At 44.0% G+C, this 21,563-nt stretch carries 16 protein-coding genes; 10 read left to right on the plus strand and 6 right to left on the minus strand.

The features are described 5' to 3' along the window. Positions 1–125: 125 nt before the first annotated feature. The gene (locus ABFV72_RS11405) at positions 126–998 is read right to left on the minus strand and encodes a TIGR03915 family putative DNA repair protein (protein ID WP_347163783.1); all 873 of its coding nucleotides are present in this window, start codon (positions 996–998) and stop codon (positions 126–128) included. A gap of 76 nt (positions 999–1,074) precedes the next feature. Next, positions 1,075–2,343 carry a putative DNA modification/repair radical SAM protein gene (locus ABFV72_RS11410; protein ID WP_347163785.1) on the minus strand — a complete coding sequence of 423 codons (1,269 nt, stop codon included), beginning with the start codon at positions 2,341–2,343 and terminating at the stop codon, positions 1,075–1,077. Positions 2,344–2,588: 245 nt separating this feature from the next. On the opposite strand from ABFV72_RS11410, the gene ABFV72_RS11415 reads away from it, so the two are divergent. After that, positions 2,589–3,140, plus strand: a complete 552-nt coding sequence (locus ABFV72_RS11415; RefSeq protein ID WP_347163786.1) for a hypothetical protein — start codon at positions 2,589–2,591, stop codon at positions 3,138–3,140. 191 nt (positions 3,141–3,331) lie between these two features. Here ABFV72_RS11415 and ABFV72_RS11420 read toward each other — a convergent pair whose 3' ends face one another. The 4 genes from ABFV72_RS11420 to carA form a co-directional block, all read right to left on the minus strand. Next, positions 3,332–4,225, minus strand: a complete 894-nt coding sequence (locus ABFV72_RS11420; protein WP_347163787.1) for a hypothetical protein — start codon at positions 4,223–4,225, stop codon at positions 3,332–3,334. A gap of 471 nt (positions 4,226–4,696) precedes the next feature. Beyond that, positions 4,697–5,173 (minus strand): transcription elongation factor GreA, encoded by a 477-nt coding sequence (gene greA / locus ABFV72_RS11425; protein ID WP_057760725.1) that lies wholly within the window; start codon positions 5,171–5,173, stop codon positions 4,697–4,699. Between the two features lie 330 nt (positions 5,174–5,503). Continuing rightward, positions 5,504–8,767, minus strand: coding sequence for a carbamoyl-phosphate synthase large subunit (gene carB / locus ABFV72_RS11430; protein WP_102091162.1), 3,264 nt, complete (start codon positions 8,765–8,767; stop codon positions 5,504–5,506). A 153-nt stretch (positions 8,768–8,920) separates the two neighbouring features. Then, positions 8,921–10,162 carry a glutamine-hydrolyzing carbamoyl-phosphate synthase small subunit gene (gene carA, locus ABFV72_RS11435; protein WP_347163789.1) on the minus strand — a complete coding sequence of 414 codons (1,242 nt, stop codon included), beginning with the start codon at positions 10,160–10,162 and terminating at the stop codon, positions 8,921–8,923. A gap of 503 nt (positions 10,163–10,665) precedes the next feature. On the opposite strand from carA, the gene ABFV72_RS11440 reads away from it, so the two are divergent. From ABFV72_RS11440 to clpB, 9 genes are all read left to right on the plus strand, one after another. Beyond that, positions 10,666–11,202, plus strand: a complete 537-nt coding sequence (locus tag ABFV72_RS11440) for a gamma carbonic anhydrase family protein (RefSeq protein ID WP_347163790.1) — start codon at positions 10,666–10,668, stop codon at positions 11,200–11,202. A gap of 157 nt (positions 11,203–11,359) precedes the next feature. Beyond that, the gene (locus tag ABFV72_RS11445; protein WP_347163792.1) at positions 11,360–12,061 is read left to right on the plus strand and encodes an HAD family hydrolase; all 702 of its coding nucleotides are present in this window, start codon (positions 11,360–11,362) and stop codon (positions 12,059–12,061) included. Between the two features lie 124 nt (positions 12,062–12,185). Further along, positions 12,186–13,281 (plus strand): peptide chain release factor 2 gene (gene prfB, locus ABFV72_RS11450; RefSeq protein WP_102078362.1). Its coding sequence is split into 2 segments (ribosomal slippage): positions 12,186–12,257 and positions 12,259–13,281, totalling 1,095 coding nucleotides; the frame shifts between segments, so codons are not numbered across the junction. A 61-nt stretch (positions 13,282–13,342) separates the two neighbouring features. Continuing rightward, positions 13,343–13,627 (plus strand): pyrimidine/purine nucleoside phosphorylase, encoded by a 285-nt coding sequence (locus ABFV72_RS11455; RefSeq protein ID WP_057760713.1) that lies wholly within the window; start codon positions 13,343–13,345, stop codon positions 13,625–13,627. 210 nt (positions 13,628–13,837) lie between these two features. After that, complete coding sequence (locus ABFV72_RS11460) at positions 13,838–14,968, plus strand: DNA topoisomerase IB (RefSeq protein WP_347163794.1); 1,131 nt, start codon at positions 13,838–13,840, stop codon at positions 14,966–14,968. Positions 14,969–15,275: 307 nt separating this feature from the next. Continuing rightward, positions 15,276–16,997, plus strand: coding sequence for an AMP-binding protein (locus ABFV72_RS11465; RefSeq protein ID WP_347163795.1), 1,722 nt, complete (start codon positions 15,276–15,278; stop codon positions 16,995–16,997). Positions 16,998–17,069: 72 nt separating this feature from the next. Continuing rightward, entirely contained in the window at positions 17,070–17,861 is a 792-nt protein-coding gene (locus ABFV72_RS11470) for an SDR family NAD(P)-dependent oxidoreductase (protein ID WP_347163797.1), read from the plus strand. A 111-nt stretch (positions 17,862–17,972) separates the two neighbouring features. Further along, the gene (locus tag ABFV72_RS11475; RefSeq protein ID WP_347163798.1) at positions 17,973–18,554 is read left to right on the plus strand and encodes a L,D-transpeptidase family protein; all 582 of its coding nucleotides are present in this window, start codon (positions 17,973–17,975) and stop codon (positions 18,552–18,554) included. A 309-nt stretch (positions 18,555–18,863) separates the two neighbouring features. Further along, complete coding sequence (clpB, locus tag ABFV72_RS11480; protein WP_347163799.1) at positions 18,864–21,461, plus strand: ATP-dependent chaperone ClpB; 2,598 nt, start codon at positions 18,864–18,866, stop codon at positions 21,459–21,461. Positions 21,462–21,563: the final 102 nt, after the last annotated feature.

The raw sequence follows: 21,563 nt of genomic DNA on the forward strand, positions 1-21,563 counted from the left end.
TATCAATTTGCTATTGTCAGTTAAAAGTGATTAAAACTCAACCATCAAGATAAAAAGATGAGATCAGATAGGTGGTTTTTAGAATATATAAGCGTAAGACGTGGATTAATAAATACCAAAAGACATTAGCGTCGTTTCTGTAAATGCTCAGCATTGGGCAGTACTTGTTTTTCACTCAAGTATTTCCAGTAGCGCTGAGGGAGATATTGCTTATGCAGCTTAGGGTTTTTGCGCTCTTTGATATTGACGTTGCTAAAGTAGCCTTGCCAAAATTTCTGATAACGCTGCTCATCAGGACTATGGATGCTGGCAGGATTGCGTAGTACCGCATCATCAAGATCAGTGATGGTTTGCAGCTTCGCTGGACGTGATGGCGTGCTACTACTTTTATCATAATAGATGCCATAGCCTCGCGTTAGATCATAGATCGCCCAGTGTTGATCCTGATAGCGCTGTCGAAAATGCTCTCCGATCAGTGGTAATACGTTAAAATCAGGCTCTACACGTGCAAAATAAATATCATCAGTCGTATGCTCAAAACGTACAAAAGCCTCCATGCGATGTTTCTCACGGCCAACTGATTTGACCGTCTGCACTAGTTCAAGCACGTCCAAATTACCCAAATCCTGCATGATCTGACGGCTAGGGTAGTCGATGGCATATTTGACCACGCGGAACAATGTCGTACCGATATCGTCCTTCTCTGATAAAAATCCCCACAAGATATTTCGCATGCCTGAGCGTCCCATTAGGGTATTTAATTTAACCAACACGCGCTCGGCTTTATCCTCATCAGTTGCCACGCTAGTCGCCTGAGCGATAAGTGAGGGTACATAGCAATCTTGCGCCGTTAGCTTTAGCGCCACATCGTTTTGTAGACGATTGGCATAGACATAAAACACCGCACTCAGCCAACCTTCAAAGCTAGGCTCATACAGTACAATGCTAGGTGTCAATTGACCGACAGCATAAGAGTCATTTTGCATAAGTGCTGACATGTTTTATCCTACATTTCTATCATAAATACAGTAGCGAGATGGCAACCTTCTTTAGCACATACTATCTAAAGCCATTCTAAAATAAAGCCAACTGCCCAGTACGTTGGTCGTTAAACTTGGTCTGTGTTTGAGCCAATACATACTGACGGAAATTATCGCGCGTTAGATGTGCAAGGTGTTCGTTTTTGCCAGTGGTCGCGATGAAGTATTTAGCACGGTTAACCGCAGCGCCCATCTTTTTTAGATGGTATAGCGTTAATTGATTGAACTTACGTGCTTTGACGATTTTCTTAGCAGTCTTTGTACCGATACCTGGGATGCGTACAATCATCTCATAAGTCGCTGTCTGGATATTGACTGGGAAATGCTCGCGATGGCGTATTGCCCAAGCAAGCTTTGGGTCGCAGTCCAAATCTAAGAACGGCGATTCTGGCTCCACAATCTCATGCGCACCAAAACCATAAAAGCGCATTAACCAATCTGCTTGATACAGACGATTCTCCCGCACCATCGGCACAGGCGTTCCAATCGCAGGCAAACGATTATCAGAGAGCATAGGTACATAACCTGAGTAATAGACCCGCTTGAGATCATACGTTTTGTAAAAGTGACTCGACAGCTGAATCACCTGCAAGTCAGTCTCGTTACTCGCACCAACGATCATTTGACTGGTCTGACCTGCTGGCGTGAACCTAGGCGCTTTTTTATGAGTCTTTCGGCTTTCACGAATGGTGATAATTTCTTCTTTTACAGTCTCCATCGGTGCTTTTAATTGGTCATGTGATTTTTCTGGCGCGAGCAAAGCCAACCCTGATTTGGTCGGAATCTCGATATTGACGCTCAAACGATCCGCATATAACCCTGCTTCTAATAGCAGTTCCTTTGACGCACCTGGGATGGTCTTTAGATGGATGTAACCATTAAAGCGCTCACGCGTACGCAAGAGTTTGGCGACTTCGACCAGTCGCTCCATCGTATAGTCACCACTTTTAAAGATACCAGAGCTAAGAAATAACCCTTCTATATAGTTACGGCGGTAAAACTGCATGGTCAAGTCGACGACTTCTTCGACACTGAACGCAGCACGCGGCGTGTCATTGCTCTTGCGCGAGGTGCAATAAGCACAGTCGTAAATGCAGTGATTGGTTAAAAGAATCTTTAACAAGCTGACGCAGCGACCATCTTCGGTATAGCTGTGACAGATACCCGTTGCTGAGGCATCGCCTAGTCCGCCGCCTTGGTTTTTGCGAGTACCAGCGGAAGATGAGCAAGAGACATCATACTTGGCAGCATCAGCCAAAATATTGAGTTTGCCCTGTAATCTTTCATAATTGATGTTTGCCATAAGTCGCGTTTTACCAATTAATTGATGAAAGACTATTTTACCAAAATTATCGCTAAGTCATTGTATCTATAAGAAAATTTAAAAAATAACACGACAAATAGTGTCGTATGGTGCATGTCTAATATAGTAAACAGTAGTTTGAGGTTTATTTAAAGGCTAAACTCTGTGGCTTAATATATTCACTTTTTAAGGGTAAATATAGATTTTTTCAAACATTCCATAAAAGGGTCTTTTAGAGAAATTTTATGCTCAAAAAATTTAAAGAAAAATCAGCATCTCAAAAGTTCGATACGTTTCTAAATGTTTCGTTTATATCTTTTTTCATTGCACTCAATTTTTTGGAATGGCAGGGTAGAGATTTTCCGCAGGAGTCGGAGCTACAATACAGTGAAGGCATTATCACTGATACGGGATTTAGTATAGCCTTGCAATCTATCGAAAATCCTAAACAAATAACGCTTTACGGCTGTAGCTATAATGTATTTGGCTTTATTAATACTGGGTCATGTATGGGTCCTACATACCTTGAACCTAGGCTTGGCAAGTACGCAAGAGTTGGTTGGTACTATCAGCCCAATTTTTTAGGCGTATCGAATAATTTACCGCAATTAGTCAGCTTAGACATTAGAGAATCAGAGGAGGATCTGCAAATAACTTACGAAGATACCAAAAACCTAATGTTCAATCAAAACATGATAGGAGTGCTCACTACGTTAATCTTTGGTTTTGGTTTTATCTTTTTTATGACAAAACTTAATAATCTAATTAATCGACCTATTCTGTATAAAGAAAAATGATCTTCTCTAAAAGCTCAGCTATTTCTGCCACTGCATCAAGCATTTATATCCTAAGCTTAAAGCAGTGCTTTACCTCACGCAAAACCAAGCCGCCGACACAAAAAAAAGATTTTATGGACTAGATGACTAGTCCACAAGACCTTTTACATATTTAGATAGCTGTCAAATAATAATATGCGACAGTTTAATGTTTACTGAACCTTGGCACGTATGACGACAGTTTTGGCCGCATTGGCATCAAAGTTCACCAAGTTCCATTTTAGACCAGAGTAGTTTTCTTGGACAACCACCGTATTGCCAACTTGCTTAATGGTTTGATAGCTGTCTCCGCCAGTGGTAGCAAGCGTCGGTAGAGGACTATTCAACGAGACTAACTGGACGCCACTTGGTAATGAGATCATGGCGTTGATGTCATTGACTGGCTGTGCCGTGGTATTGGTGTACGTGGTGTGATACTCGATTACATCGCCAGGAGCAATATGATTGGCAGGAACGGCAACTTCACGTCCATCAGCATTTTTTAAAATTTTCATCACTTTAGTATTGGCATTGACCACGCCAGGCGTGCTAAAAGTCGGGGTCAGTTGCAACGTATCTAAAGTTGTCGTCGTTGTCGTTACTTGATTGGTCACTGGCTGCTGCATAATCACTGGCGGGATGACGTTGGTTGTGACAGGTAGCACTTGCGTCACGCTGCTGGCAGGCGTGGTAATCACATCTACTTTAGTGACTTTATTGGTAATAGAGTTAGTCACCGGTACGCTAGTAACGGTCGTCATACCTTGGACAACAGGAGACTGACGCACGACATAGCGTGGCACAGTGGTCACCTGAGTTACCGAGTACGGCATACCATCTTGCATAGTGATACCGTTTGGCGTCGCCGTAATAGTAGCAGTTTTACCATCAGAGTATTGCTCGACCACCGTGGTGCTACCGCTCGCAGAGGAGCTAATAGCAATCTCAGGGGCAGCATTGGCCGATGATGCGGCCAACATGATACCTGCTAGCATTGCAGACATAGCTGCATTTTTTGCCATAGTCGTTGTAGCAGTTGATGCTTGAAAACCATCGTTCATAATCATAAAAGACTCCTCAAAAATAATAGTAAGTAATACAACAATAGATAATGCCTAGATAAACAAAACCCCCGCTAAATGACACCGAAAAATATGCCAAATAACGAGGGTAGTAGTGCTGATATTAGCCTATGTTTGCGATCAGACCATCATTATTTTTAGTAGAAGCGCCGCAATACTAACTTGTATAAAAGTTATTCAACCTTAACTATTTCTTATTGAATAAACTGAATTTTGAAGCTGTGGTGCACTCAAACTCAAATAATTATGCGCCAAAACAAAACATGGATAAAAGCAGCATTGTGTAACCGAAATGGTATAAATGCTATCTATGTGTAGTACAGCTTTCACCTATGGAATTGAATAGCAAAGTAATCAGGCGCAATCATTGTCATCGAAGCTGCTATCTAAAAGTCTTTTCTCGAACTGTCTACAATTGAGAGTATCAAGTTTATAGATTAGAACGTAGTGTAGCTATTAGTCGTAGATAACTTTCATCACTTCGTATTCCACCACGCCCTTTGGCGTTTCGATGCGCACTTCGTCGCCTTCGAATTTACCAATTAAACCACGAGCGATTGGTGAGTTGACTGAGATTTTGCCAGCTTTAAAGTCGGCTTCATCATCACCAACGATTTTGTATTGTTTTTCTTCTTCGGTGTCCATGTTTTCGATCACGACGCTAACACCAAACACGATACGGCCTTCTTTTGGCAGTGTCGAAGGATCGATGACTTGAGCGCCACCAAGTTTGGCTTCGATATCACGAATACGTGCTTCACAAAAACCTTGTTGCTCGCGGGCAGCATGGTATTCAGCATTTTCTTTCAAATCGCCGTGTTCGCGTGCTTCAGCAATCGATGCTGTGATGCGTGGACGGTCGACACTTTTTAGCTGTTTTAATTCGGCTTCTAAAGCCGCGTGTCCTTGCGGAGTCATTGGGTAACGTTGCATGTTTTTTCCTTAAACCAATAACACCACACCACCTCATAATGAGATGGTGTCAGTGTTGTTGCAATGGATATAAAATATGAAAGAGTGATAATTAAGACGATGTAATGAATAAGTTGGCCATCATTTATGAGTGTATCTCACCTCAATTCAAGCATAGGCGTACTTAAGCTTACGTAATAAAAAGCATAGTCGCAATTTAGCCACTATGCTTTTTAGGTCTATCACGGTAAAGGTATCGTTCCTCAAGCATGGTTGGCTATATTTAAAGCAAACAACGATACTTGAGTGAGCTTTTAGGCAAGCCTAACGGTTATGCTTAATCTACTGAAATTATTCAGCCACGTCAATAGACTTTGCTTGCTCATGCAAATCTTGTAACTTATAGACATCAAACGGTAAGTCAATCGCGTAAGATTTGCAGACGGCATCAGCGGCACCTAACGTGGTGACGTAGAATACTTTGCCCTGTAGCGCACTGCGGCGAATAGAGAACGAATCCTCTTGAGCTTGCTTACCTTCAGTGGTATTGATGATAAGGTCGATTTTGCCGTTTTTCAAGGCATCAACGATATGCGGGCGACCTTCAGTGACCTTGTTGATTTGTTGACTTTCGATACCAGCGTCGCTCAATACTTTTTGCGTACCAGTGGTCGAGACAATTTTAAAGCCAAAGTCTGCAAGCTGACGAGCAATCGGAGCGATTTGGGCTTTGTCACTGTCACGAACTGAGATAAAGACGGTTTTTGTCTCGCCTTCAGTTGGCAAGCCTGGCAGACGCTCATTACTACCGATAATGGCCTTGTAGAATGCTTCGCCAAAGGTTTTGCCTACGCCCATAACTTCGCCCGTTGATTTCATCTCAGGACTCAAGATTGGGTCAACACCTGGGAACTTAGCAAATGGGAATACCGCTTCTTTGACCGCATAGAATGCTGGGACAATCTCAGTGGTAAAGCCTTGGTCTTTAAGCGAAGTACCAGCCATACAGCGAGCAGCAACCTGTGCTAACGAAGTACCGATACACTTAGAGACGAACGGTACTGTACGTGCAGCACGTGGGTTCACTTCTAGGATATATACGGTTTCGCCTTTTACTGCGAACTGTACGTTCATCAGACCGATAACGCCTAGCTCTTTTGCCATAGCGACCGTCTGTGCTCGCATCACGTCACATAGCTCTTTAGACAGTGAGTATGGCGGCAGTGAGCATGCTGAGTCACCTGAGTGGACGCCAGCCTGTTCAATATGTTGCATGATACCGCCGATGACGACATCAGTACCATCACAGACACAGTCTACGTCAACTTCGATAGCATCATCTAAGAAGCGATCTAGCAGGACAGGTGCCTCGTTCGATGCTTGTACCGCAGTACGTAGGTAATGTCTTAGCTCGTCTTCGTTGTAGACGATTTCCATCGCGCGGCCACCTAATACATAAGATGGACGTACAACCAATGGATAGCCTACGTCTTTTGCTTTAACCAAGCCGTCTTCTAAGCTGGTTGCTAGTGCGTTTGACGGCTGTACTAGGTTTAGCTGCTGAATCATATGCTGGAAGCGCTCACGGTCTTCAGCACGGTCAATTGCATCTGGGCTAGTACCGATGATTTTAACGCCTGCTGACTCTAGTGCACGAGCAAGTTTCAATGGTGTTTGACCACCGAATTGTACAATCACGCCATCAGGGTTTTCGATACGAACGATCTCTAGCACGTCCTCTAACGTGATTGGCTCAAAGTATAGACGGTCTGAGGTGTCATAATCGGTTGAAACCGTTTCTGGGTTACAGTTGACCATGATGGTCTCGTAACCATCTTCACGCATGGCAAGTGCTGCATGCACACAGCAGTAATCAAACTCAATACCTTGGCCGATACGGTTAGGACCGCCACCGATAACCATGATTTTCTTTTTGTCTGTTGGGTTTGCTTCACATTCGCTATCGTACGTCGAGTACATATAGGCCGTGCTAGTAGCAAACTCTGCTGCACAGGTATCGACACGTTTATAGACTGGATAGACGTTTAGATCCCAACGCTTTTTGCGTAGTTGCTTTTGTGAGATACCAAGCAATTTAGCCAAACGCAAATCTGATAAACCTTTACGTTTAAAGCTACGTAGATTTTTCTCGTTCAATCCGCCAAAACCAAGTGATTTTACGGTAGCTTCTGTTTTAACGATGTCTTCGATCTGTACCAAAAACCATGGGTCAATCTTGGTAAAGTTAAACACTTCATCGACACTCATACCGACGCGGAATGCATCTGCAACGTAGTAAATACGCTCAGGTGTTGGAATGGTTAGGCGGTTGATGATTTCGCTACGAGCCTTCTCAGCACTGACTTTTGATAAGTCAATTTGCTCATCAAAGCCATCCGCACCTGTTTCCATGCCGCGCAATGCTTTTTGCATCGACTCTTGGAAGTTACGACCGATTGCCATCACTTCACCGACCGATTTCATCTGAGTCGACAGGATATTGTCCGCTTGTGGGAATTTTTCGAAGTTGAAACGAGGTATCTTAGTCACGACATAATCAAGCGCAGGCTCAAAGCTGGCTGGCGTTTTGCCACCAGTGATGTCGTTTTGCAACTCATCTAGGGTATAACCAATCGCCAGTTTTGCTGCGATTTTGGCAATCGGGAAGCCAGTGGCTTTTGAGGCTAGGGCAGACGAGCGTGATACGCGTGGGTTCATCTCAATGACGACCATGCGACCAGTATCAGGGTTGATACCGAACTGGACGTTTGAGCCGCCCGTTTCTACACCGATCTCACGCAATACTGCTAATGACGCATTACGCATGATTTGGTATTCTTTGTCGGTCAGGGTTTGTGCTGGTGCGACGGTGATTGAGTCGCCGGTATGCACGCCCATTGGGTCAAAGTTTTCGATGGCACAAATAATGATGCAGTTGTCGTTTTTGTCACGAACCACTTCCATCTCGTATTCTTTCCAACCAATCAATGACTCATCGATAAGTAACTGATGGTTTGGAGATAAGTCAAAACCGCGCTCACAGATTTCGATGAACTCATCGCGGTTATAAGCGATACCGCCACCTGAGCCACCCATCGTGAATGATGGACGAATGATACACGGATAGCCCATTTTTTCTTGAGTCGCAAAGGCTTCTTCCATGGTTTCAGCCGTTTCAGCGCGAGGGCACTCAAGGCCGATACGCTTCATGGCTTTATCAAACAAGTTGCGGTCTTCTGCCATCTCGATTGAGTCTTTGGTCGCGCCAATCAACTCGCAGTTATACTTGGTCAATACGCCGTGCTTGTCTAGCTCTAGCGCACAGTTTAGTGCTGTCTGTCCGCCCATCGTTGGCAAGATTGCATCTGGACGTTCTTTGGCAATAATTTGCTCAACCGTTTGCCAAGTAATCGGCTCGATATAGGTCGCGTCAGCCATGACAGGGTCGGTCATGATGGTCGCAGGGTTTGAGTTGACCAAGATGACGCGGTAGCCTTCTTCTTTTAGTGCTTTACACGCCTGTGCGCCTGAATAGTCAAACTCACATGCTTGGCCGATGACGATAGGGCCTGCGCCAATGATAAGAATGCTTTTTATGTCGGTACGTTTTGGCATAGTTAGAGCTACCTTCGTTTGGATGATAATTTGAGTAATCTTTATTTTTGATAACGCTCAAGGCGTTTTATACTTGCAGTGCTTTATTTAGTGCCGCTTGAACTGCTATGGACAATTCAAGCGTTTACTTATTATGTAGTTATAATCAACCTTTTACGCTTGGGCAGTTTTAGACGCTTCCATCATCTCAGCAAACTTATCAAACAATGGCGCGCAGTCATGTGGACCAGGGCTGGCTTCTGGGTGACCTTGGAAGCTAAATACAGGCTTATTGGTCAACTCGATACCTTGGTTAGTACCATCGAATAATGAGCGATGAGTAGATTTAACTTTGTCAGGTAACGTGTCTTCATCAACCGCAAAGCCATGGTTCTGACTGGTAATCATAACCGTGCCAGTTGCCAAATCTTGTACTGGATGGTTGGCACCATGATGGCCTGTTTTCATTTTGATAGTATTTGCACCGCTAGCCAGACCAATCAGCTGATGGCCTAAGCAAATGCCAAACGTTGGCACGTCAGTTTGTTCAATGATGTGACGTACCGCATCGATTGCGTAATCACAAGCTGCAGGGTCACCAGGGCCGTTTGATAAGAAGATGCCATCTGGGTTCATTGCTAGCACGTCTGCGATAGGGGTCTGTGCTGGTACAACCGTTACGTGACAACCGCGGTCAACGAGCATGCGTAAGATGTTGGTTTTGCTACCGAAGTCATAAGCGACGACGTTGTATTTAGAATCAATATGAGTGCCGAGTTGCTTAAAGAAGCCGCCAGTACCGCTATCATGACTACCAGGAATATCACGGTTGAGTAGGGTGTCTGATAAATCCCAGGTACCTGCTGTCCACTCGAAGTTCTCTGTAGTACAGCATTCTTTTGCCAAGTCCATGCCTTTTAGACCTGCAAAGCCTTTTGCTAACTCAATCGCTTTTTGCTCATCGTCGCTGCTGATAGTCTCGCCGTTTGAGGCAGTCATGATACAGCCGTTCTGTGCACCTTTATCACGTAATAGACGTGTTAGCTGACGCGTATCAATTTCAGCGATAGCCACTGTCTCATTACGCTGCAAATAGTCGCTGAGTGACTCTGAGTTACGGAAGTTCGAAGTTGCCATGGTGGCATCACGGATGATAAGACCGTCTGCCCATACTTTGTGGCCATTGCCAGATTCTGTGTCCTCGCTATTGGTGCCTGTATTACCGATATGAGGGTAAGTCAAAGTCACCAGCTGGCGGGCATAACTTGGATCGGTTAGGATTTCTTGATACCCTGTCATGGCTGTGTTAAACACCACTTCACCAATACGATGACCTAGGCTGCCGATACTGACACCGCGAAAGATTGTACCGTCTGCTAGTGCCAAAATTGCTTGTATTTCTGCCGATGAATTCAAGGATTGCCTCCGCTGTTATTGGTGAGTGCCATCGTGTTTTGTTGGTATAAAATTGCTCCGTATCCTTTTATTTACGGCATTTGACTGTTGTCATATAAAAGTAAAAAAAGGGCGATACACAAAAATTTTCCACAAAAAAGCGAGAAGACATTATTGATGAAAACTACAAAACCCACTAGATAGTGAATAGGTAACTTGCATCATGTCCGCTCGCTTAGGCACAGATTTTGCGTATTATATACAAAATAGACGGTTATAGCTAGCCGATTTACTGGATTAATAGTCATTTCATGGCTAATAATGAGGACTTTATAGAGATATTGACTCTATAAAAATAGCCTAAGCAAATACAAGCTACCTTTTCTTTTATCAAACTCGACATCAAGCGTGTATTAATAGCGCTGGATTTTCGCAGTTGGCTTTGCCACAATGGACAGCGAAGCGCTAGTCCCAGTTTTTATGATCATTTGTTATAACAATAATGAAGATGACAAGGAGTCGTTATGATTTATCAGTATTTAGACAAAACCCCTGAGTTTGCCGCACCGTTCAATGGCTGGGTAGCAGACTCGGCGCAAGTGATGGGCGATGTGTATTTAGGCCATCAAGCCAATATTTGGTTCGGTGCAGTGATACGCGGTGACAACGATCGTATCCATATCGGTGACTATAGTAATGTGCAGGAAAACAGTGTGATTCATACTGATGCAGGTATCAAAGTTACTATTGGTAATTATGTGACTATTGGCCATTTGGCTATGTTGCATGGCTGTGAAGTCGGTGATAATAGCTTGATTGGTATTGGCGCTGTGGTACTTAATAATGTCAAAATTGGTAAAAACTGTCTGATAGGGGCGAAAGCCTTGATTACTGAAGGTCAGGTTATTCCTGATAACTCGCTAGTGATGGGCGCGCCTGCAAAAGTGGTCAAGACGCTAACAGATGAGCAAGCAGCGATGCTAAAAATGTCAGCGCTACATTATGCTGAGCGTTGCCAGAAATTTAAAACAAGCTTGACAGAAATAGCGATGCCTGACTAAGGGTAAGTAAACGAGCTAAGTTTAAATAGATAGACGATAGGGCGCATACTTATTTCATTGATAGACTGTTCAATTAATACGGTCAGCCTTAATGCATAACGTACCCAATTTTATTAAACGATTCATATTTTTTCGTAACCAACGATAAGGTCTCACCATGCAGGCAAATCAAGCACAAACAAAACAAAAACAACTGGCACTATTTGATTTAGATCATACATTACTTGATGTTGATAGCGATTATCTCTGGGGTGAGTATATCGTAAAGCATGACCTTGTCGATGAGGCGCAGTACCGCACTGCCAACCAGAAATTTTATAATGATTATATTGAAGGCACACTAGACGCGACAGAGTACAATGAATTCGTTGCGCAGTTTTTGAGTAGTCTGCCGCTTGATAGACTGGATGAGCTAAGAGAAGACTATATCAAAAGCGAAATCGAGCCACATATTCGCCCAAAAGCAATGGAAGCATTGTGTCAGCATATTGAGCAAGGGCACGAAGTCGTGATTATTTCTGCGACCAATGATTTTGTAGTGTCGGCCATTGCCAAGCGTTTTGGTGTAGAAGAAGCCAATGTATTGGCAACGCCATTAGAGATCAAAGATAATCGCTATACAGGTAAGCTAACTGACAGACCAAACTTTCAAGCGGGCAAAATATACCATTTGGATAAATGGCTAAATAAACAGCAAGCCTCTGGTATCACGTTTGAAAAAACGTATGCGTATTCAGATTCCAAAAATGATATTCCGTTACTCGAATGGGCTGATGTGGCCGTTTGCGTATCACCTGATGATGCGTTACATGCGCATGCTTTGGCCCATCGATGGGCAGTAGAAGATTGGTCGATCTAGATTATTTAAGCTAGTAATAGTAGCAACATTGGCATCAGCGATAATTAGCGAACCATTTAGTATCAATCTCATTTAAAATAGCGCCACATGCGTTATTTATTTTATTAGAAAAACAGGAATATTTATGGAAATCAATCCGTATCAAGAGCAGATTAAAGATTTATCAGAGCGTGGGCAGGACTTGCGGAGGTATCTTTGACTTCGATGGTAAGCAAGAACGCTTAGAAGAAGTCAATTTAGAGTTAGAAAACCCTGAGCTATGGAACGATCCAGAGCGCGCGACCAAAATTAATAAAGAAAAAAGTCACCTTGACGGTGTCATCGATGTGGTGGTTTCTCTTGAAACCACACTAGAGGACGCGTCTGCTATGCTAGAGTTGGCAGTCGAAGCAGAAGATGAGTCCTTGCTAGCTGATGTGCAGAGCGAGCTAGATAGCGCCGAGAAACGTGTCGCTGATTTAGAATTCCGCCGAATGTTTAGCGGTGAGATGGATCCAAACAACTGCTACTTGGATATTCAGTCAGGCAGTGGCGGTACTGAAGCGCAAGATTGGGCTGAAATGCTGCTGCGCATGTATACACGCTGGGCAGAAGCTCATGGCTTCAAAGTAGATGTGATTGAAGTGTCCTCAGGTAGCGTGGCTGGTATCAAGTCGGCAACCATTGAGATTAAAGGTGATTATGCCTTTGGTTGGTTGCGTACCGAAATTGGTGTCCATCGTCTAGTACGTAAATCACCATTTGATAGTAATAATGGTCGTCATACGTCGTTTGCTGCGGTGTTTGTCTCGCCTGAGATTGACGACAACGTCGAGATTGATATCAATCCTGCGGATTTGCGTATCGATACCTATCGCTCATCTGGGGCGGGTGGTCAGCACGTAAACACGACAGATTCTGCGGTACGTATTACCCATGAGCCGTCGGGCGTGGTAGTGACCTGTCAGAATGAGCGTAGTCAACATGGTAACAAAGCCACCGCGATGAAAATGCTGCGTGCTAAGCTGTATGAGCTTGAAATGCAAAAACGTATGGAATCACAGCAAGCAGTCGAAGATGGCAAGTCTGACGTCGGTTGGGGCAGTCAAATTCGCTCGTACGTGCTCGATGACTCACGTATCAAGGACTTGCGTACGGGTGTTGAAACCTTTAACACCGGAGCGGTGCTAGATGGTGACCTCGATCAGTTTATCGAAGCGAGTCTAAAAGCAGGACTGTAAAAGGCCGTTTTAAATAAGCAGCCGTTTTAAAATAGTAACCAATATTTAATTAAGGAAAATTATGCCAAGCGTTAATAATTATTTTGATGATAAAGTGACTTCTATTGCTTTTCAAACGGCGACCAAGCCTGCGACTGTTGGCGTCATGGAAATTGGTGAATATGAATTTGGCACCAGTGAATTCGAAACCATGAGCGTGGTGAGCGGTGCATTGACGGTTAAGCTGCCAGAGAGTGATGAGTGGCAAACGTTTAACGCTGGCGAGCAATTCACGGTTGAAGCCAATCAAAAGTTCCAAGTAAAAGTAGACGTCGAAACCGCTTATCTATGTGTATATGGTAAATAACGACTTCTAAGTTATAGCAGTATCAAAACGAAAAACGCCAAGTATTTTATGCTTGGCGTTTTTTTTGTGTCATATTTCAAATAAATTTTAAGCTACTATCCTGAAAACCATGTTTTACACAGCATTACACTTTGTCTGTGCCAAATAAACAGCAAAAACTACCGTCATTAATTATGCTAAAGCCATGAATTATTAAAGGTATACAGGTTTATGACAAAGGCAACAGTAAAGGCAAGCCAGCAAACAATGACCAAAGACGTGCGTCATGATTACGAGCATCTCGCACGCCGTGCTAATTTGCGTTATGTGAGTGACGATGAACCAGGCTACGAGCGTAGACGTTGGGGTCGCGGCTTTACTTATCGTGATGCAACGGGCAACACGATCAAAGACAAAGCATTGCGCCAGCGTTTTGATGCATTGGTGATACCACCTATGTGGTCAGAGGTATGGATATGCCAAGATGAAAGAGGTCATTTGCAATCAACAGGGCGAGACGAAAAATCGCGCAAACAGTACTTGTATCATCCGTCATGGAATAATATCCGTGACCAAGCAAAGTTTGATGCGATGATAGGATTTGCAGAGGCGCTGCCCAATCTACGCGCGCAGGTGGAGATAGATTTGGAAGCAGAGTCGCTGTCACGCACCAATGTACTCGCTGCCGTTGTTAAATTGCTAGAGACCACTTTAATTCGTATTGGCAACAGCCGCTACGCCAAACAAAACAAAAGCTATGGTCTGAGTACGCTACGCAGCAAGCATGTCAGTGAAACCGACAATGGACTGGCATTTGATTTTGTCGGAAAAAGCGCGAAAGAGCATCATATTGAACTACAAGATGAACGTTTAATAGATATCGTGCAAGCCTGTTCTGAGCTGCCAGGTTATCAAATATTCAAATATCTAGATGACAACGGACATAAGCAAGTCGTTGACAGTAGCGATATCAATGACTACTTACGGATGCATACGTGCGGCATGGACTGCGAAAGCAAGCTGTACAGCGCAAAAGATTTTCGCACATGGATGGCCAGTGTACTCGCAGCAAGCTACCTTTATGACGAACTACAAACGACTGCAGGCGCTAACATACTAGCCAGTGCGCCAGAAAGCGCTGAGCGACAGCAATTAGTCACTGATATGGTAAAAAGTGTGGCAGCAGAGCTAGGCAACACGCCGACCGTATGCCGTGCCTCTTATATTCATCCCATTGTCATTGAGCATTTTTTGGCAGGGCAATTTTTTGAGGCTTACAAACAAGCGCGCCGTGGTCGAACCAAAAAATACCAAAGCTGTGAAGAAAAAGCATTGTTAGGGTTTTTAAGAACTGATGTTTAAGTTGAGGTTGTAGATAGTAATATTGAGGTGTTAACTCCTTAATAGGAAATTGAAAATATGTGGCAGTACTTTGGCTATTGATTGTAGGTGTCTTCGCGGACTTATAGCGAATTAATGATAATTAGTTATAGATTATCTTTATTTCTATAAAATAAAAATGATACGTTATGTATTGAAATAAACGTGGAAATGCGTTACTAATAGAGCATGATAAATACGAACCTATGAAACGGTCTATAGGATATGGCCGTTTTGCAATCATAAATACCATTTTACCAGTGACCTGCTATTGCTAAAGGATTAGCTTATGAACACCGCCTCTCAAACTCCGACGAATATTGATACAGATACAGATATTACCATCACGCCAAAAAACTATACCGATTACTATAATAATTTTGATATGAATACACTGCTGTCAGAAATATTTGGCGAGCAGGTGGATGATCGTTTAAATGCTTATATGGCTTGCTGTGGTCGCCATGTACGCGATGGCCGCGCTGACAATGCCGCGCTAGTACACGAAGACACCGCAGGCAATATAACGCGCATGAGCTTTGGTGAGCTTGACAAAGCGAGTGCTCAAATCGCTAACTTGCTACAGTCGTATGGGGTAAAAGCGGGAGACAAAGTAGCGACGATGCTACCGCGCACGCCAGAGCTGCTAACCGTTGTATTGGCGACATGGCGTATCGGAGCCGTATATCAGCCGCTATTTACTGCTTTTGGTTATGACTCCATCAAGTATCGGATGGACAAAGCCGATACCAAAGTCGTTTTTACTAACCTAGAGAATCGCAGCAAGTTTGAAGATTTGGCTGAGCAAACCAAAATGGTATTGGTCGGCAGTGCTGAGGATGCTCAGACATGGGGTGACGATCACTACACCCAGTCTATGGCAGCACAATCGCAAACGATTGAACCAGTGATTCTCGATACGGATGCGCCATTCTTGCAAATGTTTACCTCTGGTACAGTCGGTAAATCAAAAGGCGTCAGCGTTCCGTTAGCCGCATTACCTGCTTTTTACCTATATATGCGTTATGCCATCGATCTACGCGAAGATGATCAATATTGGAACATGGCCGATCCAGGCTGGGCATATGGCTTGTACTATGCAATCACAGGGCCGCTGCTATTGGGCATCACCACTTATTTTAATGAAGCAGGATTTGACGCGACTAATACGCGTGACTTTATGGTGCGTCACAAGATTACCAATTTGGCCTCTTCACCAACTGCATTTCGAATGATGAAGTCTAGCGGTGTGTTTGATAGTGTTAATGAAGGCGCTCATAACGATACTAGTGCTAAGCTGTCTTTACGCTGTGCCAACTCGGCAGGAGAGACACTGAATACTGAAGTCGTTAACTGGGTTGAAACCTATCTGGCGTGCCAAGTCAAAGACCAATACGGGCAAACAGAAACCGGTATGACTTGCTGTGCACATCATGCACTGGCACATGACTGTCCTGTTGGCTCGATGGGTATGGCGCTCCCAGGTCATACGCTAGTCGTACTAGATGATGACATGAATGTGCTACCGGATGGTGAGCAAGGGCAGCTAGCAGTCGTGGTCAGTCAGTCACCTGCGTTTTATTTCCGTGGCTATAGCTGGAATGAAAAACAGGCCTTTGTAGATGATTACTATCTGACAGGTGATGTGGTTGAGCGTCATAGTGACGGCAGTTACTGGTTCTCAGGCCGTGATGATGACATCATTATTACCGCAGGTTACCGCGTAGGGCCTACTGATGTCGAAAACACTGTGTTAGAGCATGAAGCAGTGGCAGAATCTGCGGCAGTAGGCGTGCCAGATGAAGTGCGTGGTCACACTATTAAGTCTTATGTGGTGCTAAAAGATGGCATCGAAGGCAGTGAGCAAATAGCCAAAGAAATCCAAGAGCTAGTACGCAAACGTCTATCCACTCATGCTTATCCGCGTGAGGTCGAGTTTGTGACCGAGTTACCGAAAACGCCAAGTGGTAAGATTCAACGCTTTTTGCTGCGTAGTCTGTCTGCTGCATGAGTGAGTTGGTAAAGCATTTATAAATTTAATAGAAAAATATCTAATAAGAAGCAAAAATTTAAAGGAATAATCATGCAAGTTAAAGAAAACAGCTTTTTGGTCACAGGCGGTGCATCAGGTTTGGGAGAGTCAGTGGCTCGGGCGATTGTGGGTCAAGGTGGCAACGTCGTTATCGCTGATTTAAATGAATCTGCTGGGCAAGCATTGGTCGCTGAGTTGGGTGATAGTGTGCGATTTGTACGCTGTGATATCACTAACGGTGATGAAGTGCAATCAGCGGTCGACATGGCAGAGTCAGCTTTCGGTGGCCTGCAAGGATCAATCAACTGTGCTGGTATCGTAGTGGTACAAAAGCTACTGGATCGTGATAATAATCCGGCAGACCTTGAGGCATTTAGCCGTGGGGTCAATATCAATCTGGTCGGCTCATTTAACGTTGCTCGTTTGGTTGCTGCTAGCATTGCCAAGCGCATAGCGAATGACAGTAGTGCGGGCGACCATGTAGAGAAGAATGTAGATCAAGGCATTATTATTAATACAGCCTCTATCGCCGCCTTTGACGGACAAGTAGGTCAAGCCAGCTATTCTTCGTCTAAGGCAGGCGTGGTTGGTCTGACTTTGCCACTTGCTCGCGAGCTGGCACGGCATGGTATTCGTGTGATGACCATCGCACCAGGTGTCTTTGCTACACCGATGATGGACAGTATTCCTGAAAAGGCACGCGAGCAGCTAGAAGCAGGTGTGCCATATCCTAAACGTTTAGGCGCTCCCAATGAATTTGCCAAATTGGTCACTCACATCATCGATAATGCTTATCTAAATGGTGAAGTCATTCGCTTAGATGGTGCTATTCGTATGGTGTAGCAGTCTAGTGAGTGATTCATCACTTTTGCACAAAACGTATCTACAGAATCTGGCATAGTGCTTTGATACATATGATTAATGACAAAAAATTAATTATGGAAATCAAAGTCTATGCCATTTTTTTATAAAAAATCTTACTTATCAAATGAGCAGCGTACGCCTTGGTTGCCCATTATCATTGGTCTTAGTCTTGCTGCTATTGTTAGCACCAGCGCTATTGCTTATGTTAAAAGCACCTCAAAAGCCAAAAGCCCTATTCCTCCTTCCATAATCATTGACCGAGTCTTCGTCGATAAATCAGATCGTGTCTTAAAACTGATGAGCGATGGTAAAGCCATTAGGTCGTATCGTATTGCGCTAGGGGGCAATCCAACAGGTCATAAGCAACAAGAAGGCGACCAGCGCACGCCAGTCGGGGTTTATACATTAGAATATAAAAATGAGAACTCTATTGCGCATCGCTCTATTCATATTAGCTATCCCAATGCTGCTGATAGAGCATATGCTAAAAAACTAGGAGTCAATGCAGGCGGCAATATCATGATTCATGGGCAGATGAATGGCTTTGGATATTTGGGCTGGTTGAATCAACGACGTGATTGGACAGATGGTTGTATCGCGGTTACCAATGACGAGATGGATGAAATTATGGCAACGGTGATACTTGGTACTCCTATCGAAATCGTGGAGTAGAATAGTCGGATTGTTATCTAATTTATACTAAGTAGGTGCATTATTTATTAGCGTATTTAATGAAGATTTATCTTTCATTTGCACTAATAAAATGGCATAACTTATCTACTAACTACCTTTAACTGATATTAATAGCTCATTTAAATATTATTAATAATAAATATCATTATTTTAAGTAAGGTTTTATTTAGTAATCGTCTTGAAATAGGTGTATATATACCTTATATAAGTGACAGATAACAGTAGGCACTAAACTAAGATAATCCTTGGAGGTGCTACTGAAAATACCAATTATAAAAGGATATAGACATGAGATTTGAGAAGTTTACTCAAAAACTGCAGTCCGCCATTCAAGAAGCACAAAGTCTAGCGTTAGGTCGCGATCATACAGGTATCGATCCTGTGCATTTGCTTGCCGTATTGCTACAAGATGAGTCTAATTTATCTATCTGCCAACAAGCAGGTGCTTCTATCCCAGCGCTAAAAAATGGCGTTGCTAAAGCACTAGATAACCAAGCGACCATTTCGGAACCGACAGGTGACGTCAACCTAAACCCAAACTCGGTCAAAATCTTGAACTTGGCCGATCGTCAGGCACAAAAAGAAGGCGATGATTTTATCGCGACGGAATGGGTGATGTTGGCACTCGCTGAGCAAGGCGAAACCAAAAAGATATTTGAAAGCGCCGGCGTGACGGCAAGCAAGTTAAAAGTGGTGATTGAGCAATTACGCGGCGATGATACGGTGAATAATCAAAACGCAGAAGATCAGCGTGACGCACTCAACAAGTACACGATAAATCTAACTGAACAAGCAGAACTTGGCAAGCTAGATCCAGTCATTGGCCGTGACGAAGAGATTCGTCGTACCATTCAAGTACTGTCGCGCCGTACCAAAAACAACCCTGTGCTGATTGGTGAGCCAGGCGTTGGTAAAACGGCTATCGTCGAAGGCTTGGCACAAAAAATTATCAATGGCGAAGTACCAGAAGGTCTACGCCGTAAAGAAGTGCTGTCATTAGACTTGGGCGCGCTCATTGCAGGGGCAAAATTCCGTGGTGAGTTTGAAGAGCGTCTCAAAAGCGTATTGAGCGACTTGGCTAAGCAAGAAGGCAACGTCATCTTGTTCATAGATGAGCTGCATACGATGGTCGGGGCAGGTAAATCTGAAGGCGCGATGGATGCGGGCAATATGCTAAAACCTGCATTGGCACGTGGTGAGCTGCATTGTGTCGGAGCGACGACGCTGGATGAGTACCGTAAGTACATCGAAAAAGATGCCGCACTTGAGCGTCGTTTCCAAAAGGTACTGGTCGATGAGCCAACGGTCGAAGATACTATTGCGATATTACGGGGTCTAAAAGAACGTTACGAGCTGCATCACGGCGTCGATATTCAAGACAGTGCCATTATCGCTGCTGCGCGCATGAGTCACCGCTATATCACCGATCGTAAGCTACCAGATAAAGCAATTGACTTAATTGATGAAGCAGCCAGTCGTTTGCGCATGGAGATGGATAGCAAGCCTGAATCATTAGGTAAGCTCGATAGCCGTTTGATTCAGCTAAAAATGCAGCGTGAAGTGCTCAAAAATGAAGAGGATGCTGGCGCGCAAGCAGAGCGTAAAGTGCTCGATGCACAAATAGCAGAATTGGAAAAAGAGTATGCTGATCTCAACGAGGTCTGGCAGGCAGAGAAAGCACTGGTCAAAGGCAGTCAACAGCTAAAAGATGAGCTAGATAAAGCCCGTATTGCGTATGATAAGGCTAGCCGCGAAGGCGACTATGAGACCATGAGTAAGCTGCAGTACGAAACCATTCCGCAGTTAGAACGTCGTATTCATGAGTCTGATTTGGCTGAGCAAAAAGAGCAGACAGGTGAAGGTAGCGGTGTGAAATTGCTACGTAATAAAGTCACCGACAATGAAATCGCCGAAGTGGTGGCAGCCGCGACTGGTATTCCAGTCAGCAAAATGATGCAAGGTGAGCGTGACAAGATGATAGCAATGGAAGAAAAGCTCCATGAGCGTGTCATTGGTCAAAACGAAGCGGTCGAATCGGTGGCCAATGCGGTACGTCGTAGCCGTGCAGGCTTATCTGACCCCAACCGTCCTTCTGGTTCGTTTTTATTCTTAGGACCTACGGGTGTTGGTAAAACCGAGCTGACTAAGTCACTAGCAAACTTCTTGTTTGACTCTGAAGATGCGATTGTACGTATCGACATGAGTGAATATATGGAAAAACACAGTGTCAGCCGTCTCGTCGGGGCACCTCCAGGTTATGTCGGTTATGAAGAAGGCGGTACATTGACTGAAGCGGTACGCCGTAAGCCATATAGCGTCATATTGTTCGATGAAGTAGAAAAGGCGCACCCTGATGTGTTCAATATCTTATTGCAAGTATTGGACGATGGCCGCTTAACAGATTCGCAAGGTCGGGTGGTAGATTTTAAAAACACTGTGATTATCATGACCAGTAACTTGGGTTCGCATAAGATTCAAGAGATGGTTGGTGAAAGTTACGAGGATATCAAAGCGGAAGTAATGGATTCTGTTGGGCAGCATTTCCGTCCAGAGTTCGTCAACCGTATTGACGAAATCGTAGTTTTCCACCCGCTTGGTATGTCGCAGATGGCAGGTATTGCGGATATTCAACTGGATCGATTACGTCAGCGTATCCAAGAGCGTGAGATGGATATTGAGCTGTCAGCCGACGCGATGAATAAATTGGTTGCCGTGGGTTATGACCCTGTTTATGGTGCTCGTCCTTTAAAGCGTGCCATTCAACAAGAGATCGAAAACCCATTGTCATTGAAACTATTAGCAGGTGATTTTGTCGCTGGTGATATTATCAAAGTCGATGTGGGTGCCGACGACAAGCTAACTTTTGATAAGCTTAGAATGAGCTAATCAGTTTATCCTTGACATCTTTATGACCCAACTCTACGCTTAAAACAAACCCCTTATCTACAATCGTAGGTAAGGGGTTTTTATTTATAAGGCGCGTTTTAC

It is taken from the genome of Psychrobacter proteolyticus, from assembly GCF_039762275.1.
Classification (GTDB): Bacteria; Pseudomonadota; Gammaproteobacteria; order Pseudomonadales; family Moraxellaceae; genus Psychrobacter; species Psychrobacter proteolyticus_C.